Source organism: Vibrio sp. KUL70 (genome assembly GCF_059725515.1).
In genome coordinates this window covers 87,381-108,390 of the sequence record NZ_AP045836.1, presented here as the reverse complement: position 1 = coordinate 108,390, position 21,010 = coordinate 87,381, and the positions used below count along the sequence as shown (strand labels likewise).

The window sequence follows — 21,010 nt, the reverse complement described above, 5'->3', positions numbered from 1 at the left end:
CCAATGAAGTGTGATTTATATCACAAATATACAGCTAAACGTTCGTGTTACTTGCTTTTTACAACGATTTACGTGTGATAATAGATTTAGAAATTAATTAGAACTCAAAGTAAATGCATATCCCTATGATCGTATCAGCACCTTGGGTGGCTTACCCAGAAATCGAAGAGCAGCGCCTTGCTCACAGTTCGTTTAACGAACCCAAAGCAGAAGATGGCGACGAGATTTTCAATTTAATCGCCCAGTGCCCTCCGCTCGACACGAACTCCTCCTACTGTAACTTTTTACAGTCAACACACTTTAGCCAAACCTGTGTGCTTGCTCGCTGTGACAATGAGGTATCAGGTTTTGTTTCGGCGTACATCAAGCCTGATGATCCAACGACACTGTTCATTTGGCAGGTTGCAGTTTCTCCCAATCACCGTGGTAAAGGCTTGGCCTATCAGATGATTAAGTCACTGCTAACAAGGGAAGTTTTAAGAAGCATAGAAGCGATTGAAACGACGATTACTCAAGATAACAGCGCATCTTGGGCGTTGTTTAAAAAAATTGATCAAGAAAATGATCAGAAGGGGCGTGTTTCGACCTTTCTTGACCACGCAACACATTTTAAGGGAAAGCACGATACTGAGTATTTGTATCGCATCCCACTAAAACCCACTCAAACCAAAGGATAGATAAACGGTTTAATCATGGACATTTTTGACAAACAAGAATCACAAGTACGTTCTTACTGTAATAGCTTCCCAGTCATATTTACTAAAGCAAAAGGGTGTTGGCTAGAAACAGAATCAGGAGAAAAATACTTAGACTTTCTTGCTGGTGCTGGGTCACTCAACTACGGCCACAACAACCCGATTTTTAAAGAAGCGTTGCTTAACTACATTGAGAGTGACGGTATTACACATGGGTTGGACATGCACTCGAGCGCGAAAGCAGATTTCTTGAAGGCACTGTACAAGCATATCCTTCAACCACGAGGCTTGAGCTACAAGGTCCAATTCACTGGCCCTACAGGGACGAACGCTGTAGAAGCCGCACTCAAACTCGCGAGAAAAGCCAAAGGACGTAGCTCTATCGTCGCCTTTACCAATGGTTTTCACGGCTGCACCGCAGGCGCTCTCGCTGCCACAGGTAACCAGCACCACCGCCAAGGCGCGGGGACCAGTTTAAACGATGTGACTCGCATTCCATTTGAAGGGTATGCCGACGTTGATGGATTGAAATTATTCGAAACCATGTTGAATGACAACTCTGCAGGCATGGACAAACCTGCTGCCGTCCTTATTGAAACGGTGCAAGGTGAAGGTGGTTTGAATGCAGCTTCTGACGCTTGGTTAAAGCGATTGAGTAACATCTGTTCGAAGCACGACATTCTACTGATTGTGGATGATATTCAAGCGGGTTGCGGGCGCACAGGCACCTTCTTCAGCTTCGAATCTGCGGGCATCAAACCAGATATGGTAACACTATCGAAATCCATTGGCGGTTATGGCTCTCCGATGGCGCTTGTTCTGATGAAACCAGAGCTTGATATTTGGAATCCGGGTGAACACAACGGCACATTCCGCGGTAACAATCACGCATTTGTGACGGCGACGAAGGCAATTGAGGCGTATTGGACCGACAGCGCCCCTTTCGAGGAGCACATCTCAAACTGTTCAGCACTGGTTTCTGAGGTGATCCAGTCTACGCTGCTCCAATACCCGGATAAGTTCGTCGCTCGCAAAGGTCGCGGAATGATGATGGGGATAGAGTGTCGCAGTGGTGAGTTGGCAAGCGATATCGTCAAGCACTGCTTTGAGAATGGCTTAGTCATTGAAACCGCAGGACCAAACGATGAAGTGGTCAAATTTTTTGCTCCACTAACGATCACCGAGTCTGAGTTACAACAAGGCCTAGATATCTTTAAAAATGCCGTTGAATCTATCATCGAGCAACAATTTAAAAAAGCGTCGTAACTGGGAGAAATAAGATGATTGTACGTACATTAGAAGAGTGCCGTGACAGCGAGCGTAGAGTTGCTTCTGAAACATGGGAAAGTGTTCGCATGTTGTTGAAAGATGACAAAATGGGCTTTTCCTTTCATATCACTACCATTTTTGAAAACTCAGAAACACACATCCACTATCAAAATCATCTAGAGTCCGTTTATTGCATGAGTGGTGAGGGCGAAATTGAAGTGGTAGGCGGTAAGACTTACCCAATTAAACCAGGGACGCTCTACATTTTAGATAAACATGATGAACACTATCTTCGCGCCTACAAAGGAAAAGAGATGGTGATGGCATGTGTGTTCAACCCGCCGATTACAGGTAAAGAAACGCACGATGAAAACGGCGTTTACCCACTCATCGACTAAAAAAACGTTTCTCGGCTAGGTCATAACGACCTAGCCACCACACCTGCACAACTCACAATCAAACAAAAGGCTTTAACATGATTTATACCGTAGAGAAAATCGGCGGTACTTCCATGACCGCATTCGATGCTGTTCTAGATAATATTTTAATCAAAGATAGCGAGGAGGAAATGTATAACCGAGTGTTTGTCGTATCGGCTTACTCTGGCATTACTGACGCCCTACTCGAATGCAAAAAAACCAGTAAACCCGGCGTCTATCAATTGGTTGCTAAGCGAGAAGACAACTGGCAGCAAGCGCTAGACTACGTTGAGCAGCAAATGTTACTCACCAATGAACATATGTTTGCAGATCCGATGAATCGCATGCGTGCGGACAAGTTTATTCGTTCTCGTATTTCAGAAGCGAAAGTGTGCATTTCGAATATATTAGAAACCTGCCAATATGGACAGTTTTCACTTCGTCATTACTTGCCCCAGGTTCGAGAATTTCTTGCTTCCATTGGTGAAGCGCACAGTGCGTACAACACGGCGTTGAAGCTAAAAAATATGGGCTACAATGCTCGTTTTGTAGATTTATCTGGCTGGGACACACAAGTGCCAGCGAGTTTGGACGAATGTATTCTCCAAGCATTTTCAGACATCGATACAAGTAAAGAACTTCCTATTGTCACTGGATATGCGTCATGTAAAGAAGGGCTCATGTCCACTTATGACCGCGGCTACAGCGAAATGACATTCAGTCGAATTGCCTCATTAACTCATGCTGACTTGGCCATCATCCATAAAGAGTATCACCTGAGTTCGGCAGATCCTCGTGTCGTTGGAGCTGAAAAAGTACTCCCATTGGGAGAAACAAATTACGACGTTGCCGATCAACTTGCCAACCTCGGCATGGAAGCGATTCATCCCAACGCAGCGGCTGGTCTGAGAGAGAGTGGCATCGAACTACAAATTAAAAACACGTTCGAACCTCTTCACCCTGGCACACTGATATCAGGGGAATACCGCCCCACTATGGATAAAGTGGAGATCATCGCAGGTAAAGAGAAAGTATTCGCTCTACATCTATTTGATCAAGCGATGGTTGGCTGTGTCGACAATGTCAGCTATGACTTAATGGAGATCATCACAGATACTCGCGTTAGACTTGTCGGAAAAGAGATGAACGCCAACTCGATGACGTACTACCTAACAGGAAGTACCGATGCGTTAAATAAAGTGCTTTATAAGACGGAGAAACGTTTCCCGCAGGCCAACATTAAAGGTCGAATGGTTGCCCTGATCTCTGTTATTGGTTCTCAATTTGATACCAATGAGGCACTGGCTAAAGGCGTCTTGGCTTTAATGGAAAAAGATATCACTCCGATCGCCGTTCATTCATCAATACGTAATGTCAATGTGCAGTTTGTCGTTGATGACAACGAGTATCAAATGTCTATATGTGCGCTGCATGACGTATTTTTCTGTCAGCAGAGCCAGATACATAGCGTGGCTATTTAATTGATTAGCATTAGCAATACTCCCCTTAGAGCTAACTTCAACAGTTAGCTCTATTTATATCTATCAACATCACAGCCTGAATTTTTCCGTTTTGAAACTTATCGAATCATTTGACGTAACTTTGCCGACATAATGTCAGTAGAGAACACCAACGCCAGGATCAGCTCGTTTATACCACGCAGTACATGTGGGCTTGGCATTAGTTATGTCGGACTACATGAGTTTCAGCCACATCCGAACATTACAATGGTCAAAATTTCTGACCTCGAGATAAAATCGAAGTCCTATTTAATCTACTTAAAAGAGCTAGAACAACTTCCGGTGATAAAAGTTATCCGACAATTGGTGGATGAGTAGTTGGATTAACTTTGTTAACTAACCATCGTTATCACCACATTAATTACTCAATATAACTCGACTACGCATACTTCAAGACTTTTGATGCGCTCTTACACTGTCAGTAAGAGCGCTCTTTTCACTACCTCTTTATTAGAACCAGCTCGGCATCATCATGCAAAACTGCCCAATACGTATGCTTATTTTCATCATAGCCAACGACAAAAGTATTCTCGTCGCAATTGATTTCAGATGTTGGTGGGTAATCTAAAAATCCGTTATCGTACGGTTCGTTGATAACACACTCAACAGGAGCCATGTCGCTCCAATCACCATCGATCTTCATTGACAAAGCTGTCGTATGGATTGTTTCACCTTTAGGTAAGCTAAATTCAATACTATACGGAGTTGAACGTTGATTACTAATATCCCACTCTTTAGTCGCGACATTGGGCATTGCTTCGGCAGGTTTCTCCCAATCTGACGTTGTCGTTTTAACGCCCTCTTCTACCTCAATATCCAAAACACCACCTTCGGCATCTTGATAAGTGCCTGTATGGGTTGTTAAACCAGATATCACTAGAATATCAGACAACATTCCACTTGTAGTATTGCTGTCCCAGCTCAACGTAATATGCTTCTTAAGGTCCATTGATGTTGAAGGGATGACAAAATTTGCATGCTCTTCCGTCTCTTCACCCTTTATGACTCGTTCTTTTGCATTAAAGTTTGGTGACCAAGCAGCATGGCCTTGATACATATAATTATGCATGCGAGCCCAAAATGCACTAGGGTCTTCCGCTCGTTTGTCTTTATCCCAACCCATTGTGCGCTCAACATTTTGAATTCTGTTAAAAATGGTGTTTTCTCCACCGAGAATTCGAGCTGTCAAATTATTTGAATCTACACAAGGAGCCGTTCTAAACGAGTAGTCATGGCCATCCGGTCGAGCTGAACCGGTATCAATTTTGGCTTTGATTGTAATTGCATCGACAATTTTCTCACAACGGTTAGTGGTACGATCAAACTTATCGATAATGACCCAATCAGGTGTTAACAATTCTCCTGGGCCTTGTGCATTCGTTACTACTGTGTGCGGAGCGGCGAATGATTCATAACGAATACGAGAACCATGTATCGAGTATTGAGCCGCATTTACGTCAAGGTGGTGAGACGTAGAACCATTCATGGTCCCCATCTTCATTTGTATAACATTTTGAATAAAGTCCCGCTCGCCATAGCGAAAGTCATAACCTTTATATGAAGCATTACCTGCAATCACTTGAGTGTAGATTGGTAATCTGTAATTTCCGCCAGTAGGTGTTGATCCTTGGGGTATCAAATACTCTGGAGCATTAATGGTAGAACGTTGGTATAAATGTTCATGACCTTGATTCCAAATGATGTCATTTTGATAGAAGAAATCCCTGATCTCATCCCAATATTTTTCGAGCATTTGTCCACGAACATCACCTTTGACCCCATCAACAATCAATTCTCGTGTTTGACCGTATTTAGCGCCAACGAGGCCGTCATGACTACTAATAAAAATATGATCAACGTCATCACGATGTTCTGCTACAACTTGTTTTATCCACTCAAATGCAAAGGCTAGTTCCCAGTAGGAAATCTGAATTAATAGGGTATTATCACGCTTTACATAGTAATTAACCCATTCTTTCTTTGGCTGATGGACTGCGTCTTTAGGGATAAATTCCGACATATAGTCAATCCAATCTATGGTAAAACTATATGACTCTTCATGATTCCCCATAAGTGGTAGAAATTCCATTCCTTTACTCTTATATTCCCGAGCAATAGCAACCCAACTTTCAAATTCAGAGCGGTTTCCTTTATCGACAAGATCACCAACCGGAATGACCACATCAACACCATTTTCAAGATGCTTTTCTAAAACTGCTCTCATTGCATGCTCTGCAACAAGATAGCCGTCAGCTTGTGTGTCAGGAAGAATGCCAACTTTTAACTGAGGCATTGATGGTTGTGGTGTTGGAGCTGAATCTGATGACGAATTACAGCCGATGAGAAAACTTGAAATGATTAATGGTAATAATGATTTTTGCATTCTATATATTGTTAGAAATTAAAAGAAAAATAATTTTAATTCCGCATTATTTCATTAATATTTACATACAATGAACGTTACATTCATTGGTTAATTGCAATTTTACTCTTCCATTTTAAACAAATATATTTTTAAAAATAGATTTCCATAGTGTATTTTCTTTGTTTATACATTTATAACTTTGATAAATTCACATTGAACTTTCTTCATTCAAAAAAAATTAATATTTTCCAATCAGAGTGACATAATCTTAATAAATCTTAGTAATAAATTTAATATTGACCAATCTGCTAACTTTTGCGTTCTCAAATATCCATGTTGAATACTAAGATACTGTAAACATCCCGATTCAAATAGCATTAAAGTTAGAACTTTCCGCTCCTTTTAGTTGAGTACTAATTTAGTAAAACGCTGTAACACTGCTTTGTCTAGAGGCGTGATAAGGACACATATAAAGCAGAAATGCCCCGAAGTTTGTTTCAGCACATTTGTTCCAACGGCGGTCTAGCTGATTTTGCTATACTGCGACTAATCTAAATATCCTGTCAGGTTGTATGTGATGAGCAAGAAAAGATTTACGGAAGACGAGCTGCTAGATAGCCTTACTGCATATACGACACACGCTGATGAACTTAGTGAAACTAACATTGAAGAGTGGACTGAAATGCTAAAACAGGCTAAATCAATATCGCTAAGCGACACCGAATACGAAAAATTCGTTGATGCTTTAAATTCAGCACCAGATCTTACAGCTTTAGAGGACATAAAAAAGCTTTTAAAACGGAAAGCCCCTTGGGAGTGAACCAGCTTACTTTTGCCCCTTTATCATCTAGAGCAAAGATTCTAACCCACTTTAGTCTGCAATATTTTTCAGCCCCCTAACTGCATAGCCATTCAATTTCCTCATCTAAACTTATTAAGGCCACTTCTAAAGTTAGACGGGAGGTCAATTATGTGGACGAAGAAAGGTCACTTAACTGGGCAGAAAAAGCCCTTCAAGCTCGAAGACATCTGGCGAATTCGCACTAGACTAGAAATCGAAGGCAATATCATGGAGTTGGCCCTGCTCAATCTCGCCATCGATTGTAAGCTCCGTTCTTGTGACTTGCTAAGAATGAAAGTTAGAGATATATCTTCTGGTGGCGTCATTCAAGATCGTGTTCTTTACAGCCAAAGCAAAACTGGTCGAGAGGTACAGTTTGAGATCACTTCCCGCACAGCACAATCCTTGACTCAATGGTTAATACGCAGCCAATTATCTGCACCAGATTATCTTTTCCCAAGCCCTCGCAAACAAGGTAAGCCAATGAGTTATAGCTGCTATGCCACCATTATTCGCCGCTGGGCAACTGAACTTGGCTACGATCCTTATCTTTATGGTACGCACTCAATGCGCCGTACCAAAGCGACGTTAATCTATGCTCGCACCAAAAACATTCGGGCTGTTCAGCTGTTACTTGGTCACGTGAAGCTAGATAATACAATTCGATATTTGGGGGTCGAGATAGAGGATGCGCTGAACATCTCTGAAGGGATAGACTCATAACTAGGTTAGACACTGAATTCAAATTATGTCGATCTTGAGTTGAATCAATATTGTGTCTTTATTTCAATGCTTTATGCTAACTATCAACTGATCAAGTGTCGCATTTACTCATATGCATGTGCCGTATTTATTCCTATGGCAACAGGGTTGAGTTATAATCTGAACACTTAGGAAATTAGGAGGTTCAAATGACAGCCGTTGACCGTATTTATCAAAAGATAAAGCGTTCAAGACGTTATGTGTTTGAGCGCAAAGACTTTGATGGCTTTGCTAGCTACGATCAAATTGGTCGTGCGCTAAAGCAACTAGTCAAAAAAGGTGAGTTAATCAAGCTTGGCTATGGTCTATACACCAAGGCAAGGATTAACAGCTTAACGGGCAAACCCATGCCTACGAACCCTGGGGGGAGCGATGCCCTGATGCGCGAGATATTAAAGATGAAAGGCGTCGATTTTGAGATGGACAACCTATCTTTGCAAAGCCTATCAGGTGAAAGCACCCAAATCCCATCATCCGTTCAATACTCATGGAATCCCAAACAATTTAATCGCAAATTGGTTGTTGGTAACCGAGTGTTGAATTCACCGAGTTAATATGGAAAAACTAAAGCAACAGTTTCTTGAGGTTTCCGATGCACTTGAGCTCGGAAACCCTGCCATTATTGAAAAAGATTACTGGGTAGTTGCCTTGCTTTCTGAGCTAGCAGAAGTGAAGCCTGACTCTCACCAAATGGTCTTTTCTGGCGGTACAGCTCTGGCAAAGTCAAACGTTAAAATTCTGAGAATGTCAGAAGACGTAGACATTAAATTGATCCCTAAGCAAGCGTTTGATGAACTGAGCCGCGCAAAAAAGAAAGCAGCTCGTAAGGCATGCATCAACGGTATTGAACAGGCGATCACTCGGTCAGAGCGATTTACGGTTGAAGCGCGTAGTGTAAGTGATGAATATCGCTATGTTGAGTTGGAACTCCGATACCCGCAACAGTTTAGCCAAGCGCCATGTCTTCGCCCCATTATCAAACTGGAGTTAATGGAGACAATCCCACTGTTTGATGCAGAGCCTCGTAGCATTCAATCACTGGTCGCAGAGCTGTATAAACAACCACCAGAAGTGAAGGGGTTTGATTGCGTTTCTATCCATGCCACGTTGGTTGAAAAAATCATATCAATGTTGCGCCGCACAATGTCAGTCAAGCGCGATGCACAGCGTAAGGATGATGCCACTCTTGTGCGCCATATCTATGATGTTTACTGCATTCTAAAGACCGAAGAACAGACAGAACACCTCGACCTGACAGCACTTACAGCGTTATTTAAAACTGTGTTGGAAGAAGATATTGTGCGTTTTGGTAATCAGCATGCAGAGTTTGTTGCCACTCCAAAACAAGAGCTACAACTCGGATTGCAAGAACTTGAAGAAAACCCTGTTTTCCGCCATCGCTTTCAAGACTTTGTCACTCCTATGGTGTTTAACACCGAACCTCATGATTTTGATACCTGCTTTGCCTCCTTTAAATGCATTGCAGCGTCACTAATTAAAACAATTTAACATTACTCGAGAACAACTTAATGCCACACACACCAATCAATCAAGATGAGATCAACAAAGCCGTTTGGGCAGCTTGTGACACATTCCGTGGCACAGTAGACCCATCTATCTACAAAGATTTCATCCTGACTATGCTGTTCTTAAAGTACATTTCTGATGTACACCAGGATAAGTTTGATGAGCTTTCCAAGCAGTTTGATGGCAATGAGCAGATGATCGCTGCCATGATGTCAAAGCAGTCCTTCAAAATTCCAGCAGGAGCTACCTTTTGGGACTTGTACGAAGTGCGTTTTGAGGCTGGTAACGGCACGCGCATAGATACGGCATTGCATGCGATTGAAGAAGCCAACGGCACTAAGCTAAAAAACGTATTCCAAGACATCAGCTTTAACACCGACAAACTCGGTGATGAAAAACAAAAAAACGACATCCTGCGCCACCTACTAGAAGACTTTGGTAAGCCAACCCTAAACCTTCGCCCAAGCCGCGTGGGTTCGCTGGACGTGATTGGTAACGCCTACGAGTACCTCATCAAACACTTCGCTGCTGGTAGCGGTAAATCGGCGGGTGAGTTCTATACCCCACCAGAGGTGTCGGATCTACTTTCTATTATCCTAGAGCCACAACAAGGCGATAGTATCTGTGACCCAGCATGTGGCTCAGGCTCGCTACTAATGAAATGTGGTAAGCAAGTACAAAAGAACTTTGCTGGTTCTAAGCAGTATGCGCTGTTCGGCCAAGAAGCGATTGGTTCTACGTGGTCACTGGCTAAGATGAACATGTTCCTGCACGGTGAAGACAACCACCGCATTGAATGGGGCGACACCATTCGTAACCCTAAACTGCAAGACAAAGACGGAGGCTTGTTGCACTTTGATGTAGTTACGGCGAACCCACCTTTTTCGTTAGATAAATGGGGCTTTGAAGATGCGGGTAATGACCACTTTGGTCGCTTCCGTCGCGGTATCCCACCAAAGACCAAAGGCGACTACGCGTTTATCTCGCACATGATTGAGACACTAAAACCGCACACTGGCCGCATGGGTGTGGTTGTACCACATGGTGTACTATTCCGCGCTTCAAGTGAAGGTAAAATCCGTAAACAGCTTATTGATGAAAACCTGCTAGATACAGTAATCGGCCTACCTGAAAAGCTGTTCTTTGGCACAGGTATCCCTGCTGCGATCCTTATCTTCAAAAAGCACAAAGACGATAACAAGGTGCTGTTTATAGATGCCTCTCGTGAATTTAAGTCGGGTAAAAACCAAAACCAGCTTACGCCTGAGAACATTCAGAAGATTGTCGATACCTACAAGGCGCGTGAAACTACCGATAAATACTCGTACCTAGCTACGCTAGAAGAGATTGCCGAGAACGATTACAACCTCAATATTCCTCGTTATGTGGATACTTTTGAGGAAGAAGATGAAATCGACCTAGTTGCTGTACGCACTGAACGTTTAGCGCTACAAACTGAATTGGCTGACCTTGAAGCAGAAATGGCGGGTTACCTAGAGGAGCTGGGTTATGGTGCCTAATGGTTGGGAGTTAAAGAATCTAGGACGTATAGCTACTAAGATTGGCAGTGGCGTTACTCCGAAAGGTGGAAGCAACGCATATAAACCATCTGGCATCCCATTAATTAGAAGCCAGAATGTTCTATGGGGAAATTTAGATCTTTCTGATGTCGCGTATATCGATGAAGACCAACATGAAAAAATGAAAGGCAGCATCGTTTATAAAAATGATGTTTTGCTCAATATAACAGGTGCTTCAATTGGCAGGAGTGCCGTTTCTCATCTAAAAGAAGCAAACGTAAATCAACACGTATGCATCATTCGTTCAGATGCTTTAGAACCTGAATATTTAAAGAACTTCCTTCTATCGTTTTATGGTCAAAAACAAATAGAACAGTTTCAAGCTGGCGGAAATAGGCAAGGACTAAATTTTGAGCAAATTAAGTCATTTAAGCTACCTGTTCCACCACTTCCAGAACAACGCAAAATCGCCAAAATCCTTTCAACATGGGACAAAGCGATTACCACCACTGAAAAGCTGATTGAAACCAGCAAGCAGCAGAAAAAAGCCCTGATGCAGCAGCTTTTGACGGGTAAGAAGCGTTTGGTCAACCCTGAAACGGGCAAGGCGTTTGAGGGGGAGTGGGAAGAGGTTAGGTTAGACGATCTTGCTCTATATCGGAGAGGAAGCTTTCCGCAGCCATATGGAAACCCAGAGTGGGTTGATGAAGTAAATGGGTATCCTTTTATTCAAGTGTTCGATATTGATAAAAACATGAAACTTAAAAAGGACACAAAAACCAAAATTAGTGATGCTGCAATAGAAAAAAGTGTATTCATTGAAGCTGGTACAGTAATTGTTTCCTTACAAGGTTCGATAGGTCGTGTTGCTATCACACAATATGATGCTTACGTTGACAGAACTGTTCTATTGTTCCAATCATTTAAACGCAAAATGGATACCATCTATTTCGCTTACGCAATTCAAGAGCTTTTCGAAATTGAAAAAGAAAAAGCACCTGGCGGTACAATTAAAACAATAACGAAACAAGTATTAAGCAACTTCACAATAAAAGTCACTGCTCATTACGAACAACAAAAAATAGCCTCTGTCCTCACTTCTGCCGATAAAGAAATCGAAATACTCGAAGCCAAGCTTACTCACTTTAAACAAGAGAAAAAAGCACTGATGCAGCAACTGTTGACGGGTAAACGTCGCGTAAAAGTGGATGAAGACGTTGCGGCGTAAAGCATTTCTTAACTCTCGAACAATGTGTGACGCTCTGCGTCACACTTTATCGCCGTTATCTAAACTAGGTATTACACAATGTTAGTGTTTAACTGCACCAAAGCCGCTGCGGACTTTTTCACCGTAAAGCGCAATGGCAAAAAAGTCTCCCCATTAGAAGCGCCGCCGACGGATTCGGTCAGTGGAACTGAAGCCGCGAATGTGTTGAATACCCCAACAGTACCAATCAGTGCTTGGTTGGTGCATGCGGTCAACGTTCAACGCAAAAAGGTGCTGATTGCCATGCACGTCGAAACCCGCTACGCCATGGTGTTTGTCGGCATTCAAAAAGGGGATTGGCTCGAATTTACTAATCAACTGCTGGAACGGCTGTTTAACAACATGCAGTTCTTTGGTGAAGAGTTCGAAATGTGCGATGAAGAGAGCTTCGAAGAGATGTTCAATGAGTTCATCAAACTTCATCCTAGACCATTCTTTTGTCAACGCGGTGACCGCAGTGTACAAAGCCACATTAATGATGTCGCTTGGCAATTTGAAGACCGAGTGTACCGAATCGGCTCCCTACCCAAGGGGCAGGAAGAGTGCGCTGAATTTGATGACTGGATCAACAGTTTAATTCGCTCGACCAAACAAAAGAAAGACTACTTTCACCCTGACGAAGAGATGTTCATTGATTGGATGCAGACCTACAGCGAATTGGGTGACAACGAGGACAAGCTCATCCGCCAGTTATTTGGATCTCTGCGTCGACAGATGATGCACGCCGAAATGGTTAAGCGTGGCATTCCAGATGACAGCTATCTGGACGAGATGAATGCGGAACTCAACCAAGCAATCGATGAGTTTTACCAAGAGATTGCCCCTGACACGCAGAGCGAAGACATTCCCGATAACGTCATCGACTTCAATCAGGCCAAAAAACGCAAACTACATTAAAAGTAAAAGCAACAATAAAAACAAAAACGACTCAATAATAAGGGACGACAATGTCAGGCAATTTACCCAACTTCCGAGAAGAACAAAGCGCAAAGATTCCCGCGTTAACCTTGCTCACCAATCTTGGCTATCAGTTCATTCCACCAAGCGAGTGCGTGGTGAAACGTGGCAATCTTTCCACGGTCATTTTGCCTGATGTCTTGCGTGATGTTCTGAAACACAAAACCTTCTCGTTTATGGGTAAAGATCGCCAGCTATCCGAGGCTGCGATGGATAAAATCGTCCATGAGCTTGCCAACCCTGCGATGAATGAAGGGTTAAAAGCGGCGAATGAAAAGCTGTATAACGCCCTCACCTACGGCATTAGCGTGACCGAGTTTGTCGAGGGTAAAAAAGCTAACCCAACCATTGATATCATTGATTGGCAAAACCCAGAAAGCAACCAGTTCCATTTTACTGAAGAGCTTGAAGTTGAAAATGCGCACGGCACGGGCAAACGTATTCCCGATATTGTCTGCTTTGTGAATGGCTTGCCTTGGGTAGTGATTGAAGCCAAGCGCCCAGACTCCTCTCATGAGGGCAAGCCGACGGTTGCCGAGGGCATCTCGCAAAACATCCGCAACCAAAAAGTCGATGAGATCCCACACCTGTTTGCCTACAGCCAATTACTCATGTCGGTGAACGGAAATGAAGGCTTATACGGCACCTGCGGCACACCGAGTAAGTTTTGGGCGAAATGGAAAGAAGAACAGATCACCGATGCCACCTTTGCACGCCTGAAAAACACACCACTGACACCAGAGCAACTAGATAAACTGTTTGCGCACCGCCCAGCCAAAGTACGTGATGAATACCTATCGCTGATTGCTGGCGGTGATTTGATGGTAACAGACCAAGACCGCTTGTTGGTGTCGTTGCTTCGTCACGACCGCCTCCTGGAAATGACTCAGCTTTTCACCTTGTTCGATAAAAAAGCGGGCAAAATCGTAGCGCGTTATCAACAGGTGTTTGGCATTAAAGCCCTGATTGAACGCGTCACCTCCTTTGACGAGAAAGGCGCACGTAACGGCGGCGTAATCTGGCATACCACAGGCTCGGGTAAGTCTTTCACCATGGTGTTCTTATCCAAGGCACTGATTTGGATTAAAGAGCTCGCCAAGTGCCGTGTTGTTGTCGTTACCGACCGTGTTGATTTGGAAGATCAGCTAGCACGAACGTTTGCCTCTGGCGGTGCGCTGTCTGAGAAAGATCGTAAAACTGCCATGGCTACAACAGGCCGCCGCTTAGCGGAGCAAATCGGCAAAGGCAACGAGCGCATCATCTTCTCTATCATCAACAAGTTTGGCACCGCGATTGAACTGCCAGAGTGTTATAACGACAGCCCTGATATGATTGTGCTGGTTGATGAAGGGCACCGCAGCCAAAACGGTGAAAACAACATTCGAATGCAACAGGCGCTGCCAAAAGCCGCTTACATTGGCTTTACGGGAACACCGCTACTGCAAGACGATAAGACAGAAAACAAGTTCGGTAAGATCATCCACTCTTACACCATGCAACAAGCGGTGGAAGACAAAACCGTTACCCCGCTACTGTATGAAGAGCGAGTGCCAGAGTTAAGCACCAACGATAAAGCTCTTGATGCTTGGTTTGACCGCATCACTGATAAGCTCACCGAAAAGCAACGCACAGACTTGAAGAAGAAGTTTGCTCAGAAAGGTCAAATCTATCAAACCGAAGGTCGTATTGAGCTTATCGCTCATGACATTTCTGACCATTTCCAAAACTTTAAGCGCCAGGGTTTAAAAGGGCAGCTTGCTTGTGACTCAAAAGCCTCTGCTATCCAATATAAGAAGCTTCTCGACCAAATTGGTAAAGTGACCTCGGTTGTTGCCATGTCGCCGCCAGACACCCGTGAGGGACACGATACGGTCGATGGTGAAAGTAAGGATGTGGTACAGAATTGGTGGAAAGAGAACGTGTTGGACTCTGACTTTGGTCAAGATGAGAAAGCCTACACCAAGCATATCATTGAAGAGTTTGGTAAAGATGACGGCCCCGACTTAATGATCGTAGTCGATAAGCTTCTAACAGGCTTTGATGAGCCGAAAAACACGGTGCTGTACATCGATAAGCCGCTGAAACAACATAACCTTATCCAAGCCATCGCTCGTGTGAACCGCCTGCATCAGAAGAAAGAGTTTGGTTACCTCATCGATTACCGTGGCATCTTAAAAGAGCTCGATGCCACCATTGCGGACTACCAGGACTTGGCCGAGCGCACCCAAGGTGGTTTTGATATCGATGACCTTAAAGGCTTGTACAGCCGCATGGATACTGAATATAAGAAGCTGCCAGGTCTTTATAGTGAGCTGTGGGCATTTTTTATTGATGTAAAAAACACACAAGATCCGCAAGCAATGGCACGGGTATTTGCGCCGAACATAGAATACGTAGATGGTCAGCCCACCGACTTAAACCTAAAGAAACGCCAAGATTTTTATAGCACGCTCACTGCGTTTGCTAATTGCTTAAAAGTCGCCCTGCAATCAGCCACCTACTTTGAAGACAAGAGCTTTGATGATAAACGTCAGATTTATAAAGACACGCTAAAAAGCATGACATCACTGCGTAAAGTTGTTCGTGAGCAAGCAGAAGAGACCATTGATTACGACGAGTACGCTGAGAGTATTCGGACTATGTTAGACAAGCACATCGGTGGCGTTGAGATCCAAGAGTCTAAAGGTGCTTATCTGGTTGGCAATATGGGTAAGGATATAAAACCAGAAGAGCTAAGTGACGATGAGGCTCGTAATAAGAAAGATGCGATCACAGGGCGTGTCACCAAGATGATTGAGCAAGATCTTGCCGATGACCCTTATGCTCAAGAGTATTTCTCGAAGCTACTTAAACAGGCGATTCAGCAAGCAAAAGAGATGTTTGATGCGCCTGTTAAGCAATATCTCCTATTTGCTGATTTTGAAGAGCAAGTGATTGATCGCAAAGTCGAGGGGGTGCCAACTGAACGCTTGGCAGAGCTAGACCCAAAAATTCAACGTCATGTGCAAGCATACTTTTGTCTGTTTTTGAAACATGGCGCTGAAGGTCAAGGTCTTACTGAAGATCAATGCTTCAACTATGCAGTAGAGATTGACGAGAAAGTGCGCAGAGCGGTGGCAGAGTTTTCAATCAACCCATCTGAGATTGAAAACCAGATCACTCTAGAGGTGCTGCCTTTACTGTTTGCTGATTTAGGCGTCGATAAAGCGCAAGTCATTGCCGAAGAAGTGGTGCAAATCACTCGCTTAGGTTTAGCAGGTCACCATTAATGGCTTCAACAGTCTCTGACGAGCGTAACAAGGAAGAATACAGCTTCATCTATGGGGATGAGGCTGTGAGCTATGAGGTGCTGCGTAAGCCCATCAAACAAGGAAAGAAGCGAAGCATTACCATCAAGGTGCAACCCAACTGTGATGTCACGGTTAGTACCCCAGAAGATGCTGAGCTTGAGGATATTCACCAAGCGGTAATGAAGCGTGCCAAGTGGATTTATGATGCCCTTAAAGAGTTTCGAGGTCATCTGGAGTACGTGCAGCCCAAACACTACGTCAGCGGTGAGATGCAGTTCTATCTTGGTCGTCGTTATGTGCTAAAGGTCGTAGAAGATGCAGATGCCTTGCCATCAGTAAAAATGACTCGTGGTAAGCTACTTGTCACCTTGACGAGATTCAACGATGACAAAACTGCCATGGTTAAAGCTTTGGTGCGCAACTGGTACAAGGTTCGTGCTGAACGTATTTTCCATGAGCGCCTATCTGAGTTATTACCTCAAGCAACATGGGTAAAAGGCATTCCAAGTTTTCGTGTACTGCCCATGACAAAGCAATGGGGAAGCTGTTCAGCCAAAGGGAACCTGATGCTCAACCCTCACCTGATTAAAGCGCCTAAAGAATGTATTGATTACGTGATTCTGCATGAGCTTTGCCATATCGCTGAGCACAACCACAGTGAGAAGTTTTGGCGCTTGCTGACCAGCGTGATGCCTCACTGGAAAGAAGTTAAAGCCCGTTTAGATGGGATGGCTGAGTTGTATTTGAATGAATAAGGATTGTTGAAATGAGATGCCCAACTTGTGAAAAGCATATTGGCTGGGACTGGCTAGAAGATGAATGCATCGAACCAAAAGAAGCCTTTGACTGCCCACATTGCGATGAAACCCTGCGTTATGAAGTGGATGAAGGCACATACCTTGGTGCTCAGCATATAACGATTGAAGTTGTGGATGATTAAATGAAATTGAGCGTGCTCAGATGTTGAGTATCTATTCATTTTTAGTGTTTTTTTATGGTGTGGTTTTCAGGGTAAGGTATACTAGCGTTGAATATTTGCTCTAACCAATAAATGTCCAAAAACGTTTTACAAATCCAAATCTAAGTCAAGAACACGTTAGTGAGACGACTCTAAAAACTCTGTGCCTTTTTTTTGTTCATACATATTTGTGGATTTGACCTTGCCCGGCGAGAACTCATGCATTGGGTTGATCGATTACGGTTACGCATTACAGATATAATTTACAACTAGCGTGGAACAGTGTGATAATGACTTATGGCTAAAAACTTCGCGATCAGTCGTGCATCAATACTGAAACCCTTCCTTACATCTGTCTCTGACTATAACCAAAACCCAGAGCTTATCCTTACGCCATTTGGGTTAAACCAAAAGCTGATCGATGATAGTCAACTTTACCTACCTTCCTATTGTCTTGGCTACGCGCTAGAAACAGCATCACAATTGACCAACTTAAATGACATCGGGCTGATTTCTGGTCACAAGTACGAACGCCATGATATGCACCCCTTGGTGCTCAAAAGCATTGAACGGAGTGGTTCGCTTCTTTCTTGTTTACTGCGTGTGTCGCAACTGCAAAACCTACAAGGATCGCATTTTCATATAAACGTGGCGTACAAAAACGGTGGGTTAGGTGTGGTTCACCGAAGCGCATTAAACAAGCGAGATAAAGGCTTTATGCATTCACATATGTTCACCACCTCTAGATTGCTTACGGTATTGCGAGAGTTCATGGGGGAAAAGTGGAAGCCTGATTACTTGGACTTTGAGCCTCAATTCACTGCTACACCGATGGTGTATTCATTAACGAAACACGCAAAGGTCAATACCGGTCAACCTTCTAGCTTTATTCCTTTGGGAATCAATGTTGAAGAGGTGATGAAGGAGTATTTACAAAGTCCAACACCCGTCAATTTCGACAAACTTGAGCAAGTAAAAAAAGTTACGGACTCTATATTGCTCCATGAAGCCTTCAGTATGGATTACGTGTCAGGGCTATTTGGCGTTTCAGAAAGAACGATTCAACGACTCTTTACCCAACAAGGAGAGAGTTTTAGAGGATATGTTAATGGTTTAATTGTGGACAAAACCAAACAGCTGCTTAGTCAAGGTTTATCGGTTGAAGAGATCTCCGTCATTCTTAACTACTCTGATGCCGCTAAATTAACTCGAGCAATAAAAAATACAACTGGGCTTTCTCCAACTCAACTCAAGATCAAAGTTAACAAGTCTAAGTAGACCCTACTATCTAATAATCTTCTCCTTTATTAACAACCCATTACCTTGTTCGATAGCTGTTATCGCAACTATTTTTTCTTTTACAGCACCACCATAAAAATGTCGGAAAATGGTAGGGGAACCCACCAGCCCTCTCTCTAAAATCGTAATTAGATTATCAAGAGACCTCAACGGGGCACACTATGTTAAAGAAAACTCTAATCACGATGGCTATGGCAGCAATGTCTGCTAACGCTGCGGCACTAACCATCGAAACACGTCAAACCTACCAACAACAATTCGGCATGTTCAAGTTCATGTACCCAAGTGAACAAGCATCTTGGTATTGGGAAAACCTAGATCAAGTACTCCCTACAGCATCGGTAAAGAAGGCTGGTATCCCAGTGGCACTTGAGCGTGCCTACATCAACCCAAATGCGGTATTCGATACCACATTCAATGGTGAAAAACTGTCGAACCTGATGACTGGCGACAACCCATCAGTCAACTCGATGATGATTGTTCGAGATGGAAAAGTGATCTTTGAACATCACAACATTCCAGAGAATGAAAAGCATGTGTGGATGAGTAATGCCAAAGCAATTGCGGGTTTGCTGGTGGCGATGCTTGAATCGGAAGGCAAGATTGATGTGAACAAGCCACTCAAAACCTACATTGCTGACCTCAATGGCAAAGATTGGGGGGAAGTCAAAGTTATCGATGTACTCAACATGCAGTCCGGCATGGATCATGAGGAAAACGACGCAGCACGAGCGAACCCAAAAGCCGCTATTAACCAAATGATGTTGGCAGAAACAGGTGAAGCGGATGATTACTACCAAACCTTAATCAATATGGAGAAGGGACGCGAACCCGCTGAAGCATTTGAATACAGCTCCGCTAATACACAAATGTTGGGGCTGTTGATCTCTACCGTTGAGAATAAAACTGTCTCTGAAGTATTCGAAGAACGCGTGTGGTCAAAAGCCGGAATGACAGCGGATGGATATTTCACGCTAACACCAGATGGCTATGAAGTGATTCATGGTTTATTCAATTCAAACATCGAAGATATGGCGCGATTAGGCATGTTATTCACCGATCAATGGTCTGCCACCGCGACAGAGCAAATCGTACCCTCTTCGATGGTCAAACACATTCAAAACTCAGTAAAACCAGGTATTTACAAAGTGAGCCCAGCACATACAGGATTTGTGGGCATGTTCCCAGATGAACCAATTGGCGGTACCTACCAGTTCGATGCGGTATTTGAAGATGGTGACCTATACAAAGGCGGCATGCGTGGTCAAGGGCTATATATCTCTCCAGACAAAAACACCGTGGCCGTTTGGTTCAGCAATCGTATTGAAGAGCACAACGTAGCGGGATACATCCGTGGTTTCATGAAAGATTTGAAATAGTCGCCAATTCTATAGCTTTAGACAACGTTACACCGGGTGATGATTAAGGATGATTAGGTTCACAGTGACGTGAAAGGCTTCTGCAGTTACTTAATTATTTATTCTGGAATTTACTATGTTACACAAAAATATAACCAGCGCAGCCCTTGCGCTTAGTGCCCTTGCGTCGCCAGTCATGGCAGAAGAAGATTTTGATGCATCAGACTTAACTCGTGCCAATACCACCGCAATTGTCGGTGTTAGTAATCAAGGTGATGTAAAGCTCACGGGCTCACTCTCTTACACATTTGATAATGGTCAAATGGCGATGACGTCGCTAGAGGGAACAATGGATTCAGAAGGCGAATACAAAGACTCTCGCCTGCAGTACTTCCATGTGTTTAATCTTGATAGTGCAGTAACGCCCCGTATTGCCACCTCTTTAGATATCATCAATAACGATACCTTTACCACAGCCGCGTTAGGGGGGATTGCACTATTTAGAACGCCAATCGACTCGTTAACGCTATTTGCTCGTGGTGCGGTTTTAGCAGGGGAATATGATAAAGATTTCGCCAATAATGTGGGAATAGACGACCGCAGCGTGACTGGCGCAATGGCAGCAGGTTACGCGGTATTAAAAACCGGTGACGATGGCACTTTCCTTGCGGCCTTCCCAGAGTTTACCTACCTAAATGGCGATATGGATATTAACACGGTTAAAACGACACTGATGGCAGCAACGCCTGTTTCTGAAGATGGAAAGCGTTGGGGACAAATCAAAATTGAATCCACGTCTGGCGAGACTAAGTTGAATGGCGTAACTCATAAAATGGATACCGATACCGTCGCTTGGTTCAACTACAAAGTGTTCTTCTAACTTGAAGTAAAAGAGAGTGTTATCCTTACTACTCAGTTTAGATTAGGCTTCACGTTCCAGCGCATTAACTGGAATGCAATTGG

The 21,010-nt window shown here is 43.6% G+C and carries 18 protein-coding genes; 17 read left to right on the top strand and 1 reads right to left on the bottom strand.

The features are described 5' to 3' along the window. Positions 1 to 125 precede the first annotated feature (125 nt). The 4 genes from ectA (at position 126) to AC6I7V_RS20425 (ending at position 3,864) form a co-directional block, all read left to right on the top strand. Entirely contained in the window at positions 126 to 677 is a 552-nt protein-coding gene (gene ectA, locus AC6I7V_RS20440) for a diaminobutyrate acetyltransferase (RefSeq protein ID WP_372068644.1), read from the top strand. A gap of 15 nt (positions 678 to 692) precedes the next feature. Continuing rightward, complete coding sequence (gene ectB, locus AC6I7V_RS20435) at positions 693 to 1,961, top strand: diaminobutyrate--2-oxoglutarate transaminase (RefSeq protein WP_498012568.1); 1,269 nt, start codon at positions 693 to 695, stop codon at positions 1,959 to 1,961. A gap of 14 nt (positions 1,962 to 1,975) precedes the next feature. Continuing rightward, complete coding sequence (locus AC6I7V_RS20430; RefSeq protein WP_498012567.1) at positions 1,976 to 2,362, top strand: ectoine synthase; 387 nt, start codon at positions 1,976 to 1,978, stop codon at positions 2,360 to 2,362. Positions 2,363 to 2,439: 77 nt separating this feature from the next. After that, positions 2,440 to 3,864 carry an aspartate kinase gene (locus tag AC6I7V_RS20425; protein WP_255232867.1) on the top strand — a complete coding sequence of 475 codons (1,425 nt, stop codon included), beginning with the start codon at positions 2,440 to 2,442 and terminating at the stop codon, positions 3,862 to 3,864. 478 nt (positions 3,865 to 4,342) lie between these two features. Here the strand turns inward: AC6I7V_RS20425 and AC6I7V_RS20420 are convergent, their stop codons facing one another. Continuing rightward, positions 4,343 to 6,286, bottom strand: coding sequence for a metallophosphoesterase family protein (locus tag AC6I7V_RS20420; protein WP_498012566.1), 1,944 nt, complete (start codon positions 6,284 to 6,286; stop codon positions 4,343 to 4,345). Positions 6,287 to 6,845: 559 nt separating this feature from the next. On the opposite strand from AC6I7V_RS20420, the gene AC6I7V_RS20415 reads away from it, so the two are divergent. From AC6I7V_RS20415 to AC6I7V_RS20355, 13 genes are all read left to right on the top strand, one after another. Further along, positions 6,846 to 7,088 (top strand): type II toxin-antitoxin system TacA family antitoxin, encoded by a 243-nt coding sequence (locus AC6I7V_RS20415; protein WP_498012565.1) that lies wholly within the window; start codon positions 6,846 to 6,848, stop codon positions 7,086 to 7,088. A gap of 150 nt (positions 7,089 to 7,238) precedes the next feature. Continuing rightward, the gene (locus tag AC6I7V_RS20410) at positions 7,239 to 7,832 is read left to right on the top strand and encodes a tyrosine-type recombinase/integrase (RefSeq protein ID WP_005391099.1); all 594 of its coding nucleotides are present in this window, start codon (positions 7,239 to 7,241) and stop codon (positions 7,830 to 7,832) included. A gap of 188 nt (positions 7,833 to 8,020) precedes the next feature. After that, complete coding sequence (locus tag AC6I7V_RS20405; protein WP_005391098.1) at positions 8,021 to 8,425, top strand: DUF6088 family protein; 405 nt, start codon at positions 8,021 to 8,023, stop codon at positions 8,423 to 8,425. Between the two features lies 1 nt (position 8,426). After that, entirely contained in the window at positions 8,427 to 9,380 is a 954-nt protein-coding gene (locus tag AC6I7V_RS20400) for a nucleotidyl transferase AbiEii/AbiGii toxin family protein (RefSeq protein WP_102424391.1), read from the top strand. A 20-nt stretch (positions 9,381 to 9,400) separates the two neighbouring features. Next, positions 9,401 to 10,918, top strand: coding sequence for a type I restriction-modification system subunit M (locus tag AC6I7V_RS20395; protein WP_498012564.1), 1,518 nt, complete (start codon positions 9,401 to 9,403; stop codon positions 10,916 to 10,918). Continuing rightward, the gene (locus AC6I7V_RS20390; RefSeq protein ID WP_498012563.1) at positions 10,908 to 12,146 is read left to right on the top strand and encodes a restriction endonuclease subunit S; all 1,239 of its coding nucleotides are present in this window, start codon (positions 10,908 to 10,910) and stop codon (positions 12,144 to 12,146) included. The genes AC6I7V_RS20395 and AC6I7V_RS20390 overlap by 11 nt, the downstream gene beginning before the upstream one ends. 78 nt (positions 12,147 to 12,224) lie before the next feature. After that, positions 12,225 to 13,082, top strand: coding sequence for a DUF6933 domain-containing protein (locus tag AC6I7V_RS20385; RefSeq protein ID WP_498012562.1), 858 nt, complete (start codon positions 12,225 to 12,227; stop codon positions 13,080 to 13,082). A gap of 50 nt (positions 13,083 to 13,132) precedes the next feature. Further along, complete coding sequence (locus tag AC6I7V_RS20380; RefSeq protein WP_498012561.1) at positions 13,133 to 16,411, top strand: type I restriction endonuclease subunit R; 3,279 nt, start codon at positions 13,133 to 13,135, stop codon at positions 16,409 to 16,411. Then, positions 16,411 to 17,187 (top strand): M48 family metallopeptidase, encoded by a 777-nt coding sequence (locus tag AC6I7V_RS20375; RefSeq protein WP_005391083.1) that lies wholly within the window; start codon positions 16,411 to 16,413, stop codon positions 17,185 to 17,187. Before AC6I7V_RS20380 ends, AC6I7V_RS20375 begins: the two co-directional genes overlap by 1 nt. 11 nt (positions 17,188 to 17,198) lie before the next feature. Beyond that, the gene (locus tag AC6I7V_RS20370; protein WP_005391082.1) at positions 17,199 to 17,372 is read left to right on the top strand and encodes a hypothetical protein; all 174 of its coding nucleotides are present in this window, start codon (positions 17,199 to 17,201) and stop codon (positions 17,370 to 17,372) included. A 315-nt stretch (positions 17,373 to 17,687) separates the two neighbouring features. Beyond that, a complete protein-coding gene (locus tag AC6I7V_RS20365; RefSeq protein ID WP_498012560.1) occupies positions 17,688 to 18,668 on the top strand; it encodes a helix-turn-helix domain-containing protein in 981 nt (326 codons plus the stop codon). 182 nt (positions 18,669 to 18,850) lie between these two features. Next, positions 18,851 to 20,068 (top strand): serine hydrolase domain-containing protein, encoded by a 1,218-nt coding sequence (locus tag AC6I7V_RS20360; RefSeq protein WP_498012559.1) that lies wholly within the window; start codon positions 18,851 to 18,853, stop codon positions 20,066 to 20,068. Between the two features lie 115 nt (positions 20,069 to 20,183). Then, complete coding sequence (locus tag AC6I7V_RS20355; RefSeq protein ID WP_255232848.1) at positions 20,184 to 20,927, top strand: hypothetical protein; 744 nt, start codon at positions 20,184 to 20,186, stop codon at positions 20,925 to 20,927. The last annotated feature ends 83 nt before the right edge of the window (positions 20,928 to 21,010 follow it).